The sequence below is a fragment of the Streptomyces cyaneus genome (genome assembly GCF_004028635.1).
Classification (GTDB): Bacteria; Actinomycetota; Actinomycetes; order Streptomycetales; family Streptomycetaceae; genus Streptomyces; species Streptomyces cyaneus.
On record NZ_RQJW01000005.1, the window covers coordinates 85,393 to 104,996 of the forward strand.

Below are 19,604 nucleotides of genomic sequence, written 5' to 3' on the forward strand. Positions count from 1 at the left end.
CGCGCCGAGAGGAGAAACCTGATGGCGGCCGAGGCCCCGATACTCGACGAGTTCCGCCGGCTCAGAGCCCGCGTGCCCCAGCTGACCGGCGCACTCGCGGCCGGCGTGGACGGCCTCGTCCTCGCCCACGACACCCCCGGCGTCGAACCGGACGGCCTCGCCGCGCTGACCGCCGCCGCACTCGGCGTCGCGATGCGGGTGACGGACGCGACCGGCCGGGGCGACTTCCGCGAGCTGCTCGTGCGCGGGACGGACGGCTATGTGGCGACGTACGCCGCGGGACGCACCGCCGTACTGACCCTGCTCGCCACGGACGGCGTCAACGTCGGCCGGCTGCACCTGGAGGGCCGCCGCGCCGGTGCCCGCATCGGAGAGCTCGTCGACGCCGACGCGGCGCCCCCGAAGAGGAGCCCCGCCAAGAGCTCCGCCAAGGAGCCCGCCAAACCCATGCCCACCCGCACGAGAACCGCGCGTGCGGCACGTACTGCCGCCAACGCGCGTACCACTACCGAGAGTTGAGAGGACCACACGTCATGGCCAACACCGAGACCACCCTGAAGGAATGCCTCGCCTCCATCGAGGGCGCGACCGGGGCCGCGCTGGTCGACTACACCAGCGGCATGGCGCTCGGCACGCTGGGCGGCAGCAAGACCTTCGACCTCAATGTCGCCGCCGCGGGCAACACCGACGTCGTCCGCGCCAAGATGCGCACGATGGAGCACCTCGGCCTCAAGGGCGGCATCGAGGACATCCTGATCACCCTCAGCGACCAGTACCACCTGATCCGGCTGATCACCGGGCGCGGGGGCAACGGTCTCTTCCTGTATCTGGTCCTCGACGCCAAGCGCGCCAACCTGGCGATGGCCCGGCACCAGTTGAAGAAGATCGAGGAAGACCTGGAGGTCTGACCGCGCCCTACACCAGTGCCGCGGTGCGGCGGCGCGCCCCGCCCGGGGCCGCGTCGCCCGCCGCGATGCCCGTGCTGCGGTAGGCCTTGACCGCCTTGCCCGCGGGCCGGCCGCTCCGGCCGTCGAGCCAGTCCACCCGTACCCACAGCAGGGCGTTCTCGGCCCGCTCCAGCCGTCCGAGCCACGCGGCCTTGAGCCGGAGCCCCGCCCCGCACCCCGCCAGCAGCATCCCGCCCACCGCAGGCACGGCGAAAGCGCTGCCCAGCGCGGCGACGAAGGCGAGCACCAGCCACCAGCGGTGACCCCGGCGCCAGTTGCGGACGGCGACCGCACGGTCCTGGAGCACGTCGTGCTTGCCGGCGCGGGCGGCCGAACGACTCAGCGCGGTGTAGCGCCTGCGGCGGGCGTACGCGACCACGGCCGTCGCGACGATGAACAGTGCGGCGCCGGCCATGACGCCGATCCTGCGGCCCGTCAGCCCCGGCACCAGCACCCCGATGCCCGCCGCGAACACCCCGAGCCACCACAGCGGTGCCGCCCCGGCCCGTACGACGACGGCCACCCGAGCCAGCCCCTGCCCACCTCCGCGTGCCACGTTCCGCCTCCCGTCTCACGTCTGTCCAGCTGCTGTGCGCGCACGCTAGCCAGTCAATGTGAGACGAGCCTTAAGAACTCGCTCGGCCCTCAGGAACTCACTCGACGACTCACTCGACGAACAGCCCCCGCGCCACCGCCCGCGCGTCGAACTCCTCCAGCCGCGCCTGGGCGTCCGGCAGGTCGTCGCACATCGCCTCCAGCAGGACCCGGCCCAGCAGCATCGGCGCGCAGGCCGTGTCGAAGGCGAGGCCCGTGCCGACGGCGGCGGGCAGCAGCAGGTCGGAGACCTTGGCGACCGGCGCGAAGGCGGAGTCGGCCACCGTCACCACCGTCAGCCCGGCCTCCTTGGCGTACGCCAGGGTGTCCACGACCTCGCGCGGGTGCCGGGGCAGCGCGAAGCAGAGCAGTGCCGTCGCGCCGGCCCGTACGGCGGCGTCGATACGGTCGTGGATCATCGTGCCGCCCTCGTGCAGCAGCCGTACGTCCGGGTGCACCTTGGCGGCGAAGTAGGAGAAGCCGTACGCCTGGGAGGCGGCCGCCCGCAGGCCGAGCACCGGCAGCGGACGCGAGGCCGCGAGCAGCCGCCCCGCCTTCTGCACCGGGCGCGGGTCGGCCAGCACCTCCGCCAGATGCCGGAGGTTCTCGATCTCGGCCTCGACGGCCTGCTGGTACTCGTTGTACGAGCCGGCGTCCGGGGCCGGCTCCACGGGCGCGACCTCGCGCAGGTGCTTGCGCAGCGCGGGGTAGCCGTCGAAGCCGAGGGCGACGGCGAAGCGGGTCACGGAGGGCTGGCTGACCCCGGCCAGTTCGGCCAGTTCCACGCTGGACAGGAACGGCACGTCGGCGGCCTGCCGCACCATGCTGTGCGCGATGCGCCGCTGGGTCGGGGTGAGCCGGTGGCCCTCGAAGAGCGCCTGGAGCCGCGCGGCGGGGCTGTCCGTCCCGTGCGCCGACCCGTTCGTGTTCCTGTCCGCGCTCATGCGGCGCTCCCCCTCCAGATGTCCGTGAACCGGTCCAGCAGTGCTGCCGCCGCCGTCACGTCATCGGTGAGCGGGCGGTCGGCCAGGTCGTCGTCGAGCACCGACTCGGCCAGCTCCAGTGCCCGGCCCACCGGAAGATCCGGGTCGGGCCTGAGGTCGCGCAGCCGCAACGCCCGTACGGCGGCGACGAGTTCGCAGCCGACGACCAGACGGTACGCGCCGCACGCGCGCAGTGTCTGCCGTGCGGCGAGCGAGGCGAAGCTGGCCTGCTCCTCCACGCCCCGGGAGAGTACAGCGTGGCCGAGCGAGGCGGGGGCGGAGAAGGCGCGCAGGTCGCCGAGGGCGGCCGCGGCGGCGTACTCGAGGATCATCACGCCGGACGAGGCGGGCTCGTGGTCGGCGAGGAAGGGCTTGAGGCGGGTGTACGCGGGCTCGTTCAGGGTGGACAGGCGGGACGTCGACAGCCGGGCCACCTGGGTCAGCGCCAGCCGGAAGTGGTCCAGGGCGAGGGCGAGTTGGGCCTGGTAGAAGCCGCCGTGGTGGTAGGCGGCCATGTCCTCGGGGGAGATGAGGGGGTTCTCGGCGGCGGCGTTGATCTCCACCGCGAGCACCTCCTCCAGGGCGTCGGCCGCGTCGTGCGCGGGACCGTGGATCTGGGGCAGGCAGCGGAAGCCGTACGGGTCCTGGATCCGGCCGAGCGGAGGGGTCGGCCGGTCCTCGGCGCCGATCAACTCCCGCATCCGGCGGGCGACTTCGGCGCTGCCCCGGTGCGGTCGGGCGGCGTGCACGGGGGCGGCGTACGCCTCGTGGGAGCCGTCGACGGCGAGCAGGGACAGGGCGGCGACGACCTGGGTGGCGGCGACGAGGCCGCGCAGTTCGTGCAGGGCCAGGGCCGCCTGGCCGAGGGTGAGGGCGTTGCTGCTGATGAACGCGAGGGCGTCGTTGTTGTCGAGCTGCTGCGGCTCGGGGGCGCCGGAGCCGCGCCAGGGGTGCTCGCCCGCGAGCGCGAGGCCGGTCTGCGCGAGCGCCGCGAGGTCGCCGGTGCCGACCGAGCCGAACTCGTTCACGACCGGGTGGGCCCCGCTCTCCAGCGCCTCGCACAGCGCGGTGACGACGGTGGGCCGCAGGCCGGCACCGCCGGCGAGCAGCTGATTGGCGCGGACGGCCAGCATGGCCCGCACCTGCCGGGCGGGCAGCTCCTCGCCGATGGCGCCGGCGTGGCTGCGCAGCAGGCGCAGGCCGTGTTCGGCGGCGGCGTCGGTGGGCACGTCCTCGTTCCGGTTGGCGCCCACGCCGGTGGAGCGGCCGTAGACACGTCCGGTCGCGGCGATGAGGCGGGCGGCGTCCCAGGACTCCTCGGCACGCTTCATCGCGTCGGCCGCGGGAACCGGGCGCGCGGTGCCGCCCGCGAGGCGTACGACGTCCTCGACGCGGAGCCCGATCCCGTCGAGGACGACCAGGCCGGTGTGCCCGGTGTGCACAGCGCCGGGTGTGTCCACGATCCGAGACGACATAAGGCTCAAACACCCCTCAATCCGTGCAGCTTCGACCACGTATTCAGACACCAAGAACTCTGCATGACGTTATACAGCCGGGCAAGGGACATCTCATGATCCACTAGGGTCGGGCGCCATGAGGTCACGGTTCCGCAGCGGTGAGGTCGTCGTCCGGCGGGAGATTCTGTCCGGCCGCGAATGGCTGGTGTACCCGGTGCGGGTCGCGAGCGACGACGAGCGGGCGCTCGCCGTGTACCTGGCCCAGGGCACGCCGCTCACCTTCGGGCACGGCGACTTCCGGTGGGGCCTGCACCCCTGGATCGAGTTCGAGCACGTGTGGCAGTCCAGCGGGGTCCTGCAGTTGCAGCGCCCCGGGGACGGCTATTCCGTGTGGGGCCGCTGGGAGGACGGCGCCCTGTCGGAGTGGTACGTCAACTTCCAGGCACCCCTCGTCCGCACGGAGCGCGGGTTCGACACGCTGGACCACGAGCTGGACCTGATCATCCCGGGCGACGGCTCCCCGTACCGATGGAAGGACGTCGAACACTTCGAGGAGCGAGTGCGCACGGGCGGCTTCGACGCCGAGGAGGCGGACGCCGTCCGTGCGGCGGCCGCCTCCGTCGTGGATCTCATCGAGCGGGGGGCGTGCTGGTGGGAGCAGTGGCGTGACTGGCGAGCACCGGCCGACTGGACCGTTCCGGCCCGCGTACCCCTCGGGCACGAGTGACATCCATCCACGATCTGAGACGCCATAACCCCTGAAACACCCCCAAGTCGGTCACCCAGTCCCGCTCCCCGGCCATCCGTTACCGCGGATTAACAGCAGAGTATTGACAATCTATTCAGCCACCGAGAACTCTGCATGAGGTTATACAGCCGGGCAGAGGACATCTCATGATCCAGTTCGACGCGGTCCACAAGCGCTTCCCCAACGGCACGACAGCAGTCCACGACCTCTCCCTGGAGATGCCGGAGGGCGGCGTGACCGTCCTCGTCGGATCCTCCGGTTGCGGCAAGACGACCACCCTGCGGATGATCAACCGGATGGTCGAGCCGACCTCCGGCACCATCCGGGTCGGCGGCAAGGACGTCACCCGACAGGACGCCGCCGAACTGCGCCGCTCCATCGGGTACGTCATCCAGCAGGCGGGCCTGTTCCCGCACCGCACGGTGCTCGACAACATCGCCACCGTGCCGCTGCTGCTCGGCTGGAGCCGCCGCAAGGCCCGCGCCCGGGCGGCGGAACTGCTGGAGACCGTCGGTCTCGCGGCCGACGCCGGCAAGCGCTACCCACATCAGCTCTCCGGCGGCCAGCAGCAGCGCGTCGGCGTCGCCCGCGCGCTCGCCGCCGATCCGCCCGTGCTGCTGATGGACGAGCCGTTCGGCGCGGTCGACCCCGTCGTGCGCACCCAGCTCCAGGACGAACTGCTCAGACTCCAGAAGGAGTTGAGCAAGACCATCGTCTTCGTCACCCACGACATCGACGAGGCCGTCCGGCTCGGCGACCAGATCGCGGTCTTCCGCACCGGCGGCCACCTCGTCCAGTGCGCCTCCCCCGCCGAGCTCCTCGCCCGCCCCGCCGACGACTTCGTGGCCGACTTCCTCGGCGCCGAGCGCGGCCTGAAGCTGCTGTCGCTGCGGACCCTCGCGGACGTCCCGCAGGGCCCGGCACCGGAGAGCGGCGACTGGAGCCTCGTACTCGACGCGGCGAACAAGCCCCTGCACTGGGCGGCGAAGGCCACCAAGGACACGAAGGGCGCCGAACTCCCCGTACGACCGCTCAAGGACACCGACTCGCTCCTGGCGGCCCTGAACGAGTCGATCGCCTCCCCCACCGGCCTGATAGCCCGCGTCGACGCGGAGGGCGCCCTCACCGGCGTCTCGTCCCGCGACGACATCCACGAGCACGCCGGACAGGCCCACACCGAGGCGCGGGTGGCCGCATGACCATCGACTGGTCGTGGATAGGCGACCACACCGACGACCTCACCACCCTGACGATCTCCCACCTCCAGGCCGCACTCACCGCCGTCTTCCTGGGCGTCCTGATCTCCCTCCCCCTCGCGGTGATCGCCCACCGGATCCGCCCCCTGCGCGGCTTCCTGCTCGGCCTCTCGAACGTCCTGTTCACGATCCCGTCGATCGCGATCTTCGTGCTCCTGCTGCCGGTGTCCGGCCTGACCCGCACGACGACCGTGATCGGCCTGACGATCTACACGCTGGTCGTGCTGCTCCGGAACACCGTCGAAGGCCTCGACTCGGTCCCCGTGAAGGTGAAGGAGGCCGCGAAGGCAATGGGCACGCGCCCCCTGCGCACGCTCCTCACCGTCGAGTTCCCGCTCGCCCTCCCCGTGATCATGGCGGGCGTCCGGATCGCGACGGTCATGTCCATCTCCCTGGTCTCGGTCGCGACCTACATCGGCGACGGCGGCCTCGGCCAGCTCTTCACCGACGGCTTCCAGCGCAACTTCCCGACCCCGGTGATCGTCGGAGTGGTCCTCACCCTCCTGCTCGCCGTGGTCGCGGACGCGGCTCTGGTCGCCCTGCAGTACGTCCTGACCCCCTGGCGGAGGCGGCGAGCCTGACATGTACGAACTCTTCAGCAACCTCGGCGCCTGGCTGGTCAGCGGCGAGCAGTGGTCGGGCCCGGACGGCATCGGCCACCGCCTGGCCGAACACCTCCAGTACTCCCTCGTCGCCACGCTCATCGCGGCGGCGATCGGCCTCCCCCTGGGCCTGCTGATCGGCCACACCGGCAAGGGCGCCTTCCTCGCGATCAACCTCGCGTCCTTCGGCCGCGCCCTGCCGACCGTCGGCCTGGTCGTCCTGGTCTTCCTGGCCGGCGGACTGTCCATGCTCCCGGTCTACGTCGCCCTGGTCGCCCTCGCGGTCCCGGCGATCGTCACCAACACCTACGCCGGGATGACGGCCGTCGACCCGGACGTGAAGGACGCGGCACGCGGCCAGGGCATGCGCGGCCACCAGGTCCTGTTCCAGGTGGAACTCCCCCTCGCCCTCCCCCTGATCATGACGGGCCTGCGCCTGGCACTGATCCAGGTCGTGGCGACGGCCACCATCGCCGCGTACGTCTCCTTCGGCGGCCTGGGCCGCTACGTCTTCGACGGCCTCGCCCAGCGCGACCTCGTGCAGGTGCTCGGCGGCGCGGTGCTGGTCGCCGTGGTCGCCGTGGCCCTGGACCTGGCCCTCTCCGGCCTCCAGCGCATCCTCTTCCGCCACCGCACTGCCTAGGGACCCTTTCGATGAACCGACGTACTCTCCTCGGCGGCCTCTTCGCAGCGGCCTCCGTCCCCGCCCTCTCCGCCTGCGCGAGCGGCATCACGTCCCTGGACAGCCAGGGCTCGACCAGCGGTGGCGGCGGCTCCAGCAAGGGCGGCATCACCATCGGCACCGCCAACTTCACCGAGAACCAGGTGCTCGGGTACCTGTACGCCGCCGTGCTGCAGGAGGCCGGCGTGAAGGTGAACGTCCGCCCCAACCTCGGCACCCGCGAGATCCTCATCCCCGCGCTCAAGGGCGGCGACATCGATCTGCTCCCCGAGTACCAGGGCGCCCTGCTCCACTACGTCGCCCCCAAGGCGACCGCGACCGAGGAGGGCGAGATGCAGAACGCCCTCACCATCGCCCTCCCCAGCGGCCTCCAGGTGCTGCCGTACGGCATGGCCGAGGACTCCGACGCCTTCGTCGTCACCCGGGAGACGGCCGAGAAGTACGGCCTGACCTCCCTCGCCGACCTGAAGAAGCAGAACGGCAAGCTGGTCATCGGCGCGGCACCCGAGGTGAAGAAGCGGGAGGTGGGCGCGGTCGGTCTGAAGGACGTGTACGGGGTGGAGTTCAAGGAGTTCAAATCCCTCGACTCCTCCGGTCCGCTGGTCAAGGGCGCCCTGAAGAAGGGCGACGTGGACGTGGCGAACCTCTTCACCACCGACACCGACATCCAGGCCAACGACTGGGTGGTCCTGACCGACCCCAAGAACCTCATCCCCGGCCAGCACGTCGTCCCCCTCATCGCCGACCGCAAGGCCGACTCCACGGTCCGCAAGGCCCTCGCCCGCCTCGGCAACACCCTGACCACCGCCCAGCTCACCGAGCTGAACCGGCAGGTCGACAAGGACAAGAAGGACCCTCAGGACGTGGCGGACGCGTACGCGAAGGAGCACGGGTTGGTGAAGTGACGGCGCCCTGCCGTGTACCCCCATGCCAACAGGGGGGCTAACCCCAGTGCGGCCACCGCCCGCGCTCCCTACCGTGGGCGTATGACCGGAATGGATGCGCGGGACACCGAGCTCAAGAGGGAACTCAACGCAACCCTGCAGGCCCGTAGGGAACTAGGCGACGAATACGAGTCCGCGCTGGTCGACTCGTTCCTGGAGAAGGTCGACCAGCGCATCGACGGGGCGGTCGAGCGCCGGCTGCGGCGGCAGCTGGCCGAGCAGCAGATGGTGGTGGCCCGGGGCGCCCGGTCGCCGAAGGCCACGGACTCCTTCGGCGAGCGCTTCGGCTTCGGCATCGTCTCGCTGGTCCTGGCGGTCCCGCTGTCCGCGATCGGCGCCGGCACCGCCCACCTCCCCGGCCTGCTGGTCAGCTGGGTCGGCATCGTCGGCGTCAACGTCGTCCAGGCGGCCCGCACCAACCCCGGGCTGTTCCGGAGCTGGCGCCGCAAGTCGGCCAAGGACGAGGACCGCTGGGAGGACTGAGCCTCCCTGAGCGGCTACGGCCCTCACGCCTGCCGGGTCGGCAGCACCACGACCTGCCGCAGGTTGACGTGCCGGGGGCGGCTGGCGACGTAGGCGACGAGATCGGCGAGCTCCCCGGCCGCCAGTGTGCCCATCGCCTCGACCATCCCGCCGACCTGCTCGCGCAGACCGTCGTTGTCGATGTGCGAGGCGAGTTCGGTCTCGGTCAGCCCGGGCTCGATGTTGGTGACCCGCACGTCCCGCGGCCCGAACTCGCCTCGCAGCAGCGCCGAGAGATGGGTGACAGCGGCCTTCGTCGCCCCGTACACGGCGTAGTTGGTGAAGCCGGTGACGTGCGCGCCGATGGACGAGACGTTCACCAGATCCGCGCTGCGGCCCTGCCCGGCCGCCTCCGTCAGATCCTCGGCGAAGGCGCCGATGACCCGCAGGACACCGGTGACATTGGTGTCGATCATCCGCTGCCACTCGTCGACGCGCGCGTCCTCGATCGGGTTGGGCAGCATGACGCCGGCGTTGTTGACGACCAGGTCGACGGTCCCGTACGCCTCGTGGATCCGGTCCGCGGCGGCCGCCACGGACGCGTCGTCGGTGACGTCCGCGACCACGGCCAGCGCCCGTCCACCGTCGGCCCGGATCTTCTCGGTGATCGCCTCCAGCCGCTCCCCGCGCCGCGCGAGCAGCGCGACCCGCGCCCCCTGGGCGGCCAGCAGTACGGCGACGGCCTCGCCGATGCCGCCATTGGCTCCGCAGGGTCGGCCGTTGCTTCTCGGTGCCGGGTTGGTGCGCATTACCAGCCCGTCCGGCGTTTGAGGACAAGGCCGTTCAGGCCGAAACGGGGGGTCTGGGGGCGTAGCCCCCAGACAGCGGCTGCAACGCCGGGTGCGCTGCGAAGTCACGGTTCTGAAGACTTCCGCGGCCGTATCCAGGCGTGGGGCCGGCCTCGCACGGCCGGCGCCGGGTGCCCGGGCTGCGCCGCGAGGAAGTGGCGCAGCTGGCCGGGGTGAGCGTCGACTACTACATCCGCCTGGAGCAGGGCCGGGGACCTGGGGGCACCTCCCGGACGAAGTCTGGGGGAGTCTCGGACGCCGTACTGGACTCGATCGCGCGCGTACTGCGCCTGGACGAGACCGAGCACGCCTATCTGCACGCGGTGGCCCGGCCACCGAAGAAGGGCGAGCGCCGCCGGAGTACGCCACGCGTCCGCCCGGGCATCCAACTGCTGCTCGACAGCATGGAGCGCACACCGGCCTTCGTCCTCGGGCCCAGCCTGGACGTCCTGGCCTGGAACGCCCTGGCCGACGCCCTGACCGGCTTCAGCAGCATGGCCCCCTCCCGGCGCAACATGGTCCGCCGGCTCTTCCTCGAACCCGAGGGCCGCGACCTCTACCCCGACTGGGCCGCGATCGCCGCTCAGAGCGTGGCCCACCTGCGGCTGAGCGCGGGCGCCCGCCCCGACGACCGCGGCGTGCGCGAACTCGTCGGCGAACTCTCCGTCAAGAGCGAGGACTTCCGCCGCCTGTGGGCCGACCACCAGGTCAAGGCATGCATGTACGGCGTGAAGCGGGTGCGGCATCCGGTCGCGGGCCTGCTGACCCTCCCGTACGAGTCGCTGACGCTCCCGGAGGCACCGGAACAGACACTCGTGGTCTACACGCCGGAGCCGGGCTCGGAGACGGCGGAGAGGCTTGCGCTGCTGGCCAGTTGGACAACGACCCACGCGTAGCCCTGCCCTGAAAAAGCTGTGCGCGGGGACCGCCGCACCCCCGTTTCCGGGGGGCGGGACGACGGCGGTCCCCGCGAGGGACGCGGGCCGGGTCAGGCCGGGCTTGCGCGTCCTAGGCGTCGGTGGAGGTCCGGGAGCCGCTCCGGAGGTCCTTGACGCCGTTTTGGTGCCGGCCTGGGCGGGGAGCCGCTCCCGCCCTGCCGACACCCACTAATGTGCCGGACCCGTGTTAAGCCGGTGCTGCGTGAACGTGACGCGCTCGTACCAGTTCCGCGACGGCCCGAGCGGCCCCGGTCACCGCAAGTTCGCCGCGGACACGGCCCGTTCACCGCAGGTTCGCCGCTACTTCCCGCCCTTGGCGAGGAAGGCCAGCAGGTCCTGCCGGCTGACCACACCGGTCGGCTTGCCCTCGACGAGGACGATCGCCGCGTCGGCCGCGCCCAGCACGGACATCAGGTCCCCGACCGGCTCACCGGAGCCGACCTGCGGCAGCGGGGCCGACATGTGCTTCTCCAGCGGGTCGTCGAGCGAGGCCCGCTTGGTGAACAGCGCGTCGAGCAGTTCCCGTTCGACGACGGACCCGACGACCTCCGCCGCCATGACGTCCGGGTGGCCGGCGCCCGGCTTCACGATCGGCATCTGCGAGACGCCGTACTCGCGCAGCACCTCGATGGCCTGGCCGACCGTCTCGTCCGGGTGCATGTGGACGAGGGACGGGATGGCGCCGTGCTCCTTGTCGTTGAGGACGTCTGAGACGCGTGCGCTCGGGCCCTCGTCCTCGAGGAAGCCGTAGTCGGCCATCCACTCGTCGTTGAAGATCTTGGAGAGGTAGCCACGCCCGCTGTCCGGCAGCAGCACCACCACGACGTCATCCTCCCCGAGCCGCTCGGCGACCCGCAGCGCGGCCACGACCGCCATGCCGCACGAGCCGCCGACCAGCAGCCCCTCCTCGCGGGCCAGCCGCCGGGTCATCTGGAAGGAGTCCTTGTCGGACACGGGGACGATCTCGTCGGCGACGGTCCGGTCGTACGCGGTCGGCCAGAAGTCCTCACCGACGCCCTCGACGAGATACGGCCGCCCGGACCCGCCGGAGTACACGGAGCCCTCGGGGTCGGCGCCGACGACCTGCACCTTGCCGTCGCTGACGTCCTTCAGATAGCGACCGGTACCGGAGATCGTCCCGCCGGTGCCCACGCCCGCCACGAAGTGGGTGATCTTCCCCTCCGTCTGCTCCCACAGCTCGGGGCCGGTGGAGTGGTAGTGGGAGAGCGGGTTGTTGGGGTTGGAGTACTGGTCCGGCTTCCACGCGCCGGGCGTCTCGCGCACGAGCCGGTCGGAGACGTTGTAGTAGGAGTCCGGGTGCTCGGGATCGACGGCGGTCGGGCAGACGACGACCTCGGCCCCGTAGGCCCGCAACACATTGATCTTGTCGGTGCTGACCTTGTCGGGGCACACGAAGATGCACTTGTACCCCTTCTGCTGGGCCACGATGGCAAGCCCGACACCGGTGTTACCGCTGGTCGGCTCAACAATGGTCCCGCCGGGCTTGAGCGCACCGCTCTCCTCCGCGGCCTCGATCATGCGCAGGGCGATGCGGTCCTTCACGGATCCGCCCGGGTTGAAGTACTCCACCTTGGCCAGGACGGTCGCCCCGATGCCCTTGGTCACGTTGTTGAGCCTCACCAACGGGGTGTTGCCGACGAGGCTGATCATCGAGTCGTGGAAATGCACCGTTGTCTCCGGATGCTGAAAAAGAGGTGGTCGTAGTGGTTACGCCAGCCTATGGCCTGCGGGGGGCTCGTAAAGGTCGTTCACTCGCCGTTGGGATTGGGCCACGGTCCGTGCGGGGCAAGCAGTGGGTGTACGGCTACGAGGAGGTGGCGGCGACGCATGACGAGCATGTCGAGGGCGAGGGTGGCCCGGCGGATCGCGGCGGGCGCGGCGTACGGCGGAGGCGGGATCGGTCTGGCCGGCGCGGCGGCCGTCGGTCTCCTTCTCGCCGAGGTACGGCTGGCAAGGCGCCATGTGGGCAACGGCACCGACAACCACGTACCGAACGCCGACGGCCGCTACGGCCACCTGTACGACACCCCGAGCGAACCGCCGCTGCGGCTGACGATCCTGGGTGACTCGACGGCCGCGGGCCAGGGCGTGCACCGGGCAGGTCAGACCCCGGGTGCGCTGCTGGCGGCGGGGCTGGCGGCGGTGGCGGAACGTCCGGTGCTGATGCGCAACGTGGCCCTGCCGGGCGCCCGCTCGGACGACCTGGACCGCCAGGTGGCCCTGGTGCTCGCCGACCCCGCCCTGCTGCCCGACATCTGCGTGATCATGATCGGCGCCAACGACGTCACGAACCGTATGCCACCGACGCGCTCGGTGCGCCACCTGTCCTCGGCGGTACGACGCCTGCGCACGGCCGGTGCGGAAGTGGTGGTCGGCACCTGTCCCGACCTCGGCACGATCGAACCGGTCCAGCAGCCCCTGCGCTGGCTGGCCCGCCGGGCCTCACGCCAGCTGGCGGCCGCCCAGACGATCGGCGTCGTCGAACAGGGCGGCCGCACGGTGTCGCTGGGCGACCTGCTGGGTCCGGAGTTCGCGGCGAACCCACGTGAACTCTTCGGCCCCGACAACTACCACCCCTCGGCGGAGGGCTACGCCACGGCGGCGATGGCGGTACTCCCGACGGTCTGCGCGGCCCTGGGCCTGTGGCCGGCGGAAGAGGAACGCCCCGACGTCACCCGCCGCGAGGGCTTCCTCCCGGTGGCCCGCGCGGCGGCCGAGGCCGCGTCGGAGGCGGGCACGGAGGTCACGGCAGCGATGCCGACGGGGCCGAAGGGGCCCTGGGCCCTGCTGAAGCGCCGACGCCGCCGCCGCGTCCCCGAACCGGACCGCTCCCCGGCAACCCCGTCCCCATGAAGGGGCCGCCGCCCCTTCAACCCCGCAGGTCGGCCAGGAAGCTGCCCTCGAAAGACCCTGGGGGCTCCGCCCCCAGACCCCCGGACCTTTGCCCACCCGCCCACCCGACTCGGTCGGCCAGGAAGCTGGACTCGAAAGGCCCTGGGGGGCTCCGCCCCCAGACCCCCGGGCCTTTGCCCACCCGCCCACCCGTCTCGGTCGGCCAAGAGGCTGGACTCGAAAAGACTCTGAGACCCGCCCTCCAGCACCTCCGCTTCCCGGCGCCGGCCGGCTTCATCCAGCCCGTCCGGCGGCGTTCGAGGACGAGGCCGTCACTATCCCAAACCCCCACCCACCCGCTGGGGGCCCAGCCTCGCGACGTCGACGGTCACTTCCCAGCGCCGGCCAGCATCATCCAGCCCGTCCGGCGTTCGAGGACGAGCACGGCCATCCCGATCCCCCACCCACCCGCTGGGGGCCCAGCCTCGCGACGTCGACGGTCACTTCTCAGCGCCGGCCCAGGTATTTCAGCCCGTCCGGCGTTTGAGGACGAGGCCCCTTCAGGGCCGAAGCGGGGGTCTGGGGGCCGCAGGCCCCCAGGAGGCGGGGTCGAAGGGGCGGCAGCACCTGGAGGACGGGACGGGTAGGGGCGGCGGGGGCGAGGAAAGCAAGCGCTTAGAAAATTGCGGCCAGGGTCACACCGCACTACCGGTGACCCTGGCCGTACGGACGGGTAACTTCCCTCACAGCCCTGCCTGACCCCCGGTATGCCAATGGAGCCGTGATGCCCGAAGCCGTGATCGTCTCGACCGCCCGCTCCCCCATCGGCCGCGCCTTCAAGGGCTCCCTGAAAGACCTGCGCCCCGACGACCTCACCGCCACGATCATCCAGGCGGCCCTCGCCAAGGTCCCCGAGCTGGACCCGAGGGACATCGACGACCTGCACCTCGGCTGTGGCCTCCCCGGCGGCGAGCAGGGCAACAACCTCGGCCGCATCGTCGCCGTACAGATGGGAATGGACCACCTCCCGGGCTGCACCATCACCCGGTACTGCTCCTCCTCCCTCCAGACGAGCCGCATGGCCCTGCACGCCATCAAGGCCGGCGAGGGCGACGTCTTCATCTCGGCCGGCGTGGAGATGGTCTCCAGCTACGCCAAGGGCAACTCCGACAGCATCCCGGACACGCACAACCCCCTGTTCGCCGAGGCCGAGGCCCGCACCGCCGAGGTCGCCCAGCAGGAGGGCACGACCTGGCACGACCCGCGCGAGGACGGCCTCGTCCCCGACCCGTACATCGCGATGGGCCAGACCGCCGAGAACCTGGCCCGCCTCAAGGGCATCACCCGCCAGGACATGGACGAGTTCGGCGTCCGCTCGCAGAACCTCGCCGAGGAAGCCATCAAGAACGGTTTCTGGGAGCGCGAGATCACCCCGGTCACGACCCCGGACGGCACGGTCGTCTCCAAGGACGACGGCCCTCGCCCCGGCGTCACCATGGAGGGCGTGGCGGGCCTCAAGCCGGTCTTCCGCCCCGACGGCCTCGTCACCGCCGCCAACTGCTGCCCCCTCAACGACGGCGCGGCCGCGGTCGTGATCATGTCCGACACCAAGGCCCGCGAGCTCGGCCTCACCCCGCTCGCCCGCATCGTCTCCACCGGCGTCTCCGGCCTCTCCCCGGAGATCATGGGCCTCGGCCCGGTCGAGGCGAGCAACCAGGCCCTGCGCCGCGCCGGCCTGACGATCGACGACATCGACCTGGTCGAGATCAACGAGGCGTTCGCCGCCCAGGTGATCCCTTCCTACCGCGAGCTGGGCATCGACCTCGACAGGCTGAACGTCAACGGCGGCGCCATCGCCGTCGGCCACCCCTTCGGCATGACCGGCGCCCGCATCACCGGCACGCTCATCAACTCCCTCCAGTTCCACGACAAGCAGTTCGGCCTGGAGACGATGTGCGTCGGCGGCGGCCAGGGCATGGCGATGGTCATCGAGCGCCTGAGCTGACCCACCGATCCAGATCACCTCGGCAGCCCGAGGCAGCCCCGAGGCAGCCCCGAGCCAGCCCCTAGGTAGTCAACTCACCACCCAGCGTGAGCCTTCGGCCCAGAACCCGGGAAACTCCAAGGTTCTGGGCCGATTTGTGATCCAATCTCCCCCAGGATGTGACCTATCTCCCTTCGCGGAGGGATTTACGCAGGTCAGAGCCGCTTCACCACTAAACACAGGGCCCAAAGTCCTGTCCGTTTCGTGACGTTACGCACTGACAGCTGGATAGTCCGCCCTTCAAGCTGATGTAGGAAGTCGGGGGTCGACTTTGAACCGGGAGTACGTCAGTGAGCGCCATGCCGATCGCCTTGCTGCTCACCACGGCCGCCACCGGCGCCGTGGGCGTCGCCGTCCTGCGCACCCTCATGGTGTTGCGCCGACAGGTCGCGGCCCTGCACACCGAGCTGGCACAGACCAACGCGGCCGCGGCCCGCGGTCTCGTTCCGCCCGCCCGCCTCTCCGCCGACGCCGATGAGATACGCGCCGCGGTGGCCGAGGCGCTCGCCGAGGAACGCGAGCGGGAGCTGGCCGAGGCGCGTGCCTTCTGGGCCGCCCAGGAGGCCCGCGACGCCTCCGACGCACCCACTCTGCTCGGCCTGTCCGACAGCGAGCTGTTCCTGCCCCGCCAGGCCGATTTCGCGGGCTTGGAGCACCTGGAGCCGGTGAGCGAGACGACCGCGGACGCCGACGAGTTCGCCGGGGAGTCCCCGGAGCTGGCCGCGGCCCGCCGCCGCCACCCCTCCCACCCGGATTTCGTCCCGGTCTCGTCACCGGCCGTGAACGATCACGAGCGCACGGTGGCCACCCTTGAGGAACTGGCCGTCTCCGCCACCGAACTGACCGACGTCCGCCCGGGCCCGCTCGGCACCCTCGACGTCTACGTCTTCGCCGACGGCACCACGCTGTGCATGACCCCGGGCCACCGCGAGACCGCGGAACGCCTGGCGGCGGCCCTGCGCGCAGGCCAGACGCCGGTGCTGCTGGGCGGTTCGGGAGTGTCGGGGGCGTACACCCTGACCTTCGCCTGCGGCGAGGAGAACGTCTACATCCTGGCGGACCGGGTCATAGCGTCCCTCTAGGGGCTGCACTCGGTTTGCACCCGGTCACACCCCCGCCCGCTTCTGCGCCTCCTCCACCAGCCTCAGCGCGTCCTCGACCTCACCCTCGTTCGTGAGTACGAGAGCCAAGTCGTGCACGGCAACGGTGATTTGGTCGGCCGCGGCGAACATGCCGGCGTCCGGCATCTCCCGAGGCTCCACCCCGGGCGCCTCCACCACCTGCGCCCACCGGGCCAACTCCCTGGCCAGCCGCAGTGCCTCCCCCGCGGCCCCCCTCTGCAGCCGACTCTGGGGCGCGGCCCTCAAACGGTCGGCGAAGTGATCAACGGCACGAGTCAAGGGCGTCGTATCAACCACCCCACAAACCTACGCGTCGCACCGCGACTGTTGCCAACGGGCGAACGCTCAGGCACGGTGACCTGAAGGACCGGCTTACATCCCCTTTGCGTCCGGAGGCGCCGATGTCCCACGTCCTCTCCGAGGAGACCCACCGCAACATGCTCGCCCGCATCCCCCACTGCACCGGTCGTGAAGTCTCCGACTGGCTGCGCACCGTAGAAGAAGGACCGGCTCTCTTCCGCTTCGAAGAGAAGGTCAGCTGGCTTCGCCACGAATACGACCTCGCGTACGGCCACGCGAAGGCGATCGTCCACGAGTACGACCTGAGGAGGGCGGCGCGCAAATTCCTCTAGGCGCGCACAGACGGACCGCTCACAGACGACGAAGGGCCCCGGGACCACGCGGCGGTAGCCGCATGATGTAAACGCCCGGGGCCCTTCGCTGCACAACCGTCGCAGACTAGTCGCTGCTGTTGAGGATCGCGATGATCCGCAGGAACTCCATGTAGATCCACACCAGCGTCAGCGTGAGGCCGAAGGCCGCCAGCCAGGCCTCCTCGCGCGGCGCGCCGTAGGCGAGACCGTCCTCGACCTGCTTGAAGTCCAGGGCGAGGAAGCAGGCGCCGAGCAGGATGCCGACGACACCCATGATGATGCCGAGCGGGCCGCTGCGGAAGCCGAGGCCGTCACCGCCGCCGAAGACGGCGAACAGCAGGTTGACCGCCATCAGCAGGATGAAGCCGAGCGCGGCCGCCATCACGAAGCCGACGAAGCGGCGGTTGACGCGGATCCAGCCGGCCTTGTAGGCCACCAGCACCGCGGCGAAGACCGCCATCGTGCCGAGCACCGCCTGCATGGCCGCACCGTCGGCGATGTGGTTGTCGACGATGCTGGAGATCACGCCGAGGAACACGCCCTCGAACGCGGCGTAGGTCAGGATCAGCGCGGGCGAGGCCTTGCGCTTGAAGGACTGGACGAAGGCCAGGACCATGCCGATCAGCGCGGCGCCGATGCCGATGCCGTAGGACCGGCTGATGTTCGCCTCGTCGACGGGCAGCAGCGCCCAGGCGAGCGTGGCCGTGACGATCAGGACGCCGAGCGTGGTGCCGGTGCGCAGGATGACATCGTCCAGCGTCATCCGGCCGGTGGTGGCCGGGGCCTGCGGCGGTGCGCCGTGCTGCAGGTCCTGCTGGGCGTACGGGTTCTGGGCGTAAGGGTTCTGCGCGTACGGGTTGCCGGCCTGCGGCTGGGCGTACGGGTTGCCCTGCGTGCCGACAGCGGCGCCCCCGGCCTGCGGCGCGGTGTTGAAGCCCGCGTAGCCGTTGTCGCGGCTGAACCCCCGTCGCGAGAAGACCGGGTTGCTGCTCCTCATTTCACTCCTCCATGGCCACCAGGCGTGGCCTTGGCTCAAGAGTAATAGGTAGGCAAAGGATTGACCCTAGTGCTTGGGGAGGATCTTTCCCTCGTCGTGCTGCGCAACACGCTACGCGGCCGGGTGATTCCCAGCCACGGAGGGGCTCATTCATGACGAACCTGGTACGTGGCCGGAACCGGCCGGAGATCCGGAGATCACTCCCCCGCCCCACAGGTTCGATCACCCGAACGGGAACCCCGTGTATCCCTCGGCCAGATCCGTCTCGGCCGCCCTCGACCCCGCGATCCGCTCCAGTCGCGCCAGCTGGAGCCGGTCCTCGAAGGGCGTGGCGTCGGGGGCGCGGTGCAGCAGCGTCGTCATGTCGTACGAGAACCGCTCGGCCTGCCAGACGCGGCGCAGACAGGTCTCGGAGTAGGCGTCGAGGAGCTCCGCCGAACCGGTCCGCCGCTCGTGCGTCAACGCCCTCGCGAAGGTGACGACGTCACCGACGGCCAGGTTCAGGCCCTTCGCGCCGGTCGGCGGCACGATGTGTGCCGCGTCACCGGCGAGGAAGAGACGGCCGTGGCGCATGGGCTCGTGGACGTAGGACCGCATGGGCGTGACCGACTTCTGGGTGATGGGTCCGCGCTCCAGGCGCCAGTCGTCGGCGGTCTCGAAGCGGCGCTCCAGCTCGGCCCAGATCGCGTCGTCGCTCCACGCCTCGGCGTCCGTGCCCTCGGGCACCTGGAGGTAGAGGCGGGAGACGGACGGGGAGCGCATGGACAGCAGGGCGAAGCCGCGGTCGTGGCGGGCGTAGACGAGTTCGTCGTGCGAGGGCGGTACGTCGGCGAGGATGCCGAGCCAGCCGAAGGGGTACGTCCGCTCGAAGACCCGGGTGAGCTCGGCGGGGATCGCCTTGCGGGACACGCCCCAGAAGCCGTCGCAGCCGACGACGTAGTCGCATTCGAGGACGACCTCGCTCCCCTCGTACCGGAAGCGCACGCGCGGGCTGTCGGTGTCCGCGCCCTCGACGGCCAGGGCCTCCGCCTCGAAGAGCAGCGGGCCGCCCTCCTTGAGTTGGAGGGCGATGAGGTCCTTGCAGACCTCGGTCTGGGCGTAGACCATCACGGACCGGCCGCCGGTGAGGGCGGGGAAGTCGACGCGGTGGCGCTGCCTGTCGAAGCGGAGCTCGATGCCGTCGTGGCGCAGGCCCTCGCGGTCCATGCGCTCCGCGGCGCCGGCCGCGCGCAGCACGTCCACCGTGCCCTGCTCCAGGATTCCGGCGCGCTGGCGGTGTTCGACGTAGGCGCGGTCGCGGCTCTCCAGGACGACCGAGTCGATGCCGGCGTTGTGGAGCAGCCGGGCGAGGAGGAGGCCGGCGGGGCCCGCTCCGATGATGCCGACGGTGGTGCGCATCGGTCGCTTCCCTTCGCTGTTCGTCACTGTTCCATCGTTGTTCGCCAGGTGAAGTTTCATTCACCATTTCCTGACGC

Annotated in this window: 21 protein-coding genes; 13 read left to right on the top strand and 8 right to left on the bottom strand. The window is 71.0% G+C overall.

Annotated features, from left to right (window positions below; genetic code table 11):
* The first annotated feature begins 21 nt into the window (after positions 1-21).
* A complete protein-coding gene (locus EHO50_RS18925; protein WP_128431361.1) occupies positions 22-519 on the top strand; it encodes a roadblock/LC7 domain-containing protein in 498 nt (165 codons plus the stop codon).
* Between the two features lie 14 nt (positions 520-533).
* A complete protein-coding gene (locus tag EHO50_RS18930) occupies positions 534-908 on the top strand; it encodes a roadblock/LC7 domain-containing protein (RefSeq protein WP_128431362.1) in 375 nt (124 codons plus the stop codon).
* 7 nt (positions 909-915) lie between these two features.
* Here the strand turns inward: EHO50_RS18930 and EHO50_RS18935 are convergent, their stop codons facing one another.
* The 3 genes from EHO50_RS18935 to EHO50_RS18945 all read right to left on the bottom strand — a co-directional run bounded on the left by EHO50_RS18935 (position 916) and on the right by EHO50_RS18945 (position 3,999).
* Positions 916-1,503, bottom strand: a complete 588-nt coding sequence (locus EHO50_RS18935) for a hypothetical protein (protein WP_128431363.1) — start codon at positions 1,501-1,503, stop codon at positions 916-918.
* 109 nt (positions 1,504-1,612) lie between these two features.
* Positions 1,613-2,485 carry a MurR/RpiR family transcriptional regulator gene (locus tag EHO50_RS18940; RefSeq protein ID WP_128431364.1) on the bottom strand — a complete coding sequence of 291 codons (873 nt, stop codon included), beginning with the start codon at positions 2,483-2,485 and terminating at the stop codon, positions 1,613-1,615.
* Positions 2,482-3,999 (bottom strand): aromatic amino acid ammonia-lyase, encoded by a 1,518-nt coding sequence (locus EHO50_RS18945; RefSeq protein ID WP_128431365.1) that lies wholly within the window; start codon positions 3,997-3,999, stop codon positions 2,482-2,484. The genes EHO50_RS18940 and EHO50_RS18945 overlap by 4 nt, the downstream gene beginning before the upstream one ends.
* A gap of 118 nt (positions 4,000-4,117) precedes the next feature.
* Between EHO50_RS18945 and EHO50_RS18950 the strand changes: the two genes are divergently transcribed.
* The 6 genes from EHO50_RS18950 (at position 4,118) to EHO50_RS18975 (ending at position 8,696) form a co-directional block, all read left to right on the top strand.
* Positions 4,118-4,708 carry a ribonuclease FAU-1 family protein gene (locus tag EHO50_RS18950; RefSeq protein ID WP_128431366.1) on the top strand — a complete coding sequence of 197 codons (591 nt, stop codon included), beginning with the start codon at positions 4,118-4,120 and terminating at the stop codon, positions 4,706-4,708.
* A 167-nt stretch (positions 4,709-4,875) separates the two neighbouring features.
* Entirely contained in the window at positions 4,876-5,928 is a 1,053-nt protein-coding gene (locus EHO50_RS18955) for an ABC transporter ATP-binding protein (RefSeq protein WP_128431367.1), read from the top strand.
* Complete coding sequence (locus tag EHO50_RS18960; RefSeq protein ID WP_128431368.1) at positions 5,925-6,566, top strand: ABC transporter permease; 642 nt, start codon at positions 5,925-5,927, stop codon at positions 6,564-6,566. The genes EHO50_RS18955 and EHO50_RS18960 overlap by 4 nt, the downstream gene beginning before the upstream one ends.
* 1 nt (position 6,567) lies before the next feature.
* Complete coding sequence (locus EHO50_RS18965) at positions 6,568-7,230, top strand: ABC transporter permease (protein ID WP_128431369.1); 663 nt, start codon at positions 6,568-6,570, stop codon at positions 7,228-7,230.
* 11 nt (positions 7,231-7,241) lie between these two features.
* Complete coding sequence (locus EHO50_RS18970; RefSeq protein ID WP_128431370.1) at positions 7,242-8,174, top strand: ABC transporter substrate-binding protein; 933 nt, start codon at positions 7,242-7,244, stop codon at positions 8,172-8,174.
* A gap of 81 nt (positions 8,175-8,255) precedes the next feature.
* Positions 8,256-8,696, top strand: a complete 441-nt coding sequence (locus EHO50_RS18975) for a hypothetical protein (protein ID WP_128431371.1) — start codon at positions 8,256-8,258, stop codon at positions 8,694-8,696.
* A gap of 23 nt (positions 8,697-8,719) precedes the next feature.
* Here EHO50_RS18975 and EHO50_RS18980 read toward each other — a convergent pair whose 3' ends face one another.
* Positions 8,720-9,484 carry an SDR family oxidoreductase gene (locus EHO50_RS18980; protein ID WP_128431372.1) on the bottom strand — a complete coding sequence of 255 codons (765 nt, stop codon included), beginning with the start codon at positions 9,482-9,484 and terminating at the stop codon, positions 8,720-8,722.
* 140 nt (positions 9,485-9,624) lie between these two features.
* Here EHO50_RS18980 and EHO50_RS18985 point away from each other — a divergent pair, with 140 nt between their 5' ends.
* Positions 9,625-10,419: a helix-turn-helix transcriptional regulator gene (locus tag EHO50_RS18985; protein WP_128431373.1), complete on the top strand. Its 795-nt coding sequence runs from the start codon at positions 9,625-9,627 to the stop codon at positions 10,417-10,419.
* A gap of 342 nt (positions 10,420-10,761) precedes the next feature.
* On the opposite strand, the gene EHO50_RS18990 is transcribed toward EHO50_RS18985, so the two are convergent.
* Positions 10,762-12,150 (bottom strand): cystathionine beta-synthase, encoded by a 1,389-nt coding sequence (locus EHO50_RS18990; protein ID WP_128431374.1) that lies wholly within the window; start codon positions 12,148-12,150, stop codon positions 10,762-10,764.
* A gap of 159 nt (positions 12,151-12,309) precedes the next feature.
* Between EHO50_RS18990 and EHO50_RS18995 the strand changes: the two genes are divergently transcribed.
* The 3 genes from EHO50_RS18995 to EHO50_RS19005 all read left to right on the top strand — a co-directional run bounded on the left by EHO50_RS18995 (position 12,310) and on the right by EHO50_RS19005 (position 16,440).
* Positions 12,310-13,335 (top strand): SGNH/GDSL hydrolase family protein, encoded by a 1,026-nt coding sequence (locus tag EHO50_RS18995; protein ID WP_128431375.1) that lies wholly within the window; start codon positions 12,310-12,312, stop codon positions 13,333-13,335.
* A 763-nt stretch (positions 13,336-14,098) separates the two neighbouring features.
* On the top strand, positions 14,099-15,319 hold the full coding sequence (locus EHO50_RS19000) for an acetyl-CoA C-acetyltransferase (protein WP_128431376.1): 1,221 nt from the start codon (positions 14,099-14,101) through the stop codon (positions 15,317-15,319).
* Positions 15,320-15,657: 338 nt separating this feature from the next.
* Positions 15,658-16,440 carry a hypothetical protein gene (locus EHO50_RS19005; RefSeq protein WP_181449671.1) on the top strand — a complete coding sequence of 261 codons (783 nt, stop codon included), beginning with the start codon at positions 15,658-15,660 and terminating at the stop codon, positions 16,438-16,440.
* 24 nt (positions 16,441-16,464) lie between these two features.
* Here the strand turns inward: EHO50_RS19005 and EHO50_RS19010 are convergent, their stop codons facing one another.
* The gene (locus EHO50_RS19010) at positions 16,465-16,776 is read right to left on the bottom strand and encodes a hypothetical protein (RefSeq protein WP_164904882.1); all 312 of its coding nucleotides are present in this window, start codon (positions 16,774-16,776) and stop codon (positions 16,465-16,467) included.
* Positions 16,777-16,880: 104 nt separating this feature from the next.
* On the opposite strand from EHO50_RS19010, the gene EHO50_RS19015 reads away from it, so the two are divergent.
* Positions 16,881-17,111 carry a DUF4287 domain-containing protein gene (locus EHO50_RS19015; RefSeq protein WP_095753563.1) on the top strand — a complete coding sequence of 77 codons (231 nt, stop codon included), beginning with the start codon at positions 16,881-16,883 and terminating at the stop codon, positions 17,109-17,111.
* A 106-nt stretch (positions 17,112-17,217) separates the two neighbouring features.
* Here EHO50_RS19015 and EHO50_RS19020 read toward each other — a convergent pair whose 3' ends face one another.
* Positions 17,218-18,129: a Bax inhibitor-1/YccA family protein gene (locus EHO50_RS19020; RefSeq protein ID WP_128431379.1), complete on the bottom strand. Its 912-nt coding sequence runs from the start codon at positions 18,127-18,129 to the stop codon at positions 17,218-17,220.
* A 222-nt stretch (positions 18,130-18,351) separates the two neighbouring features.
* The gene (locus EHO50_RS19025; RefSeq protein ID WP_128431380.1) at positions 18,352-19,527 is read right to left on the bottom strand and encodes a 4-hydroxybenzoate 3-monooxygenase; all 1,176 of its coding nucleotides are present in this window, start codon (positions 19,525-19,527) and stop codon (positions 18,352-18,354) included.
* Between the last annotated feature and the right edge of the window lie 77 nt (positions 19,528-19,604).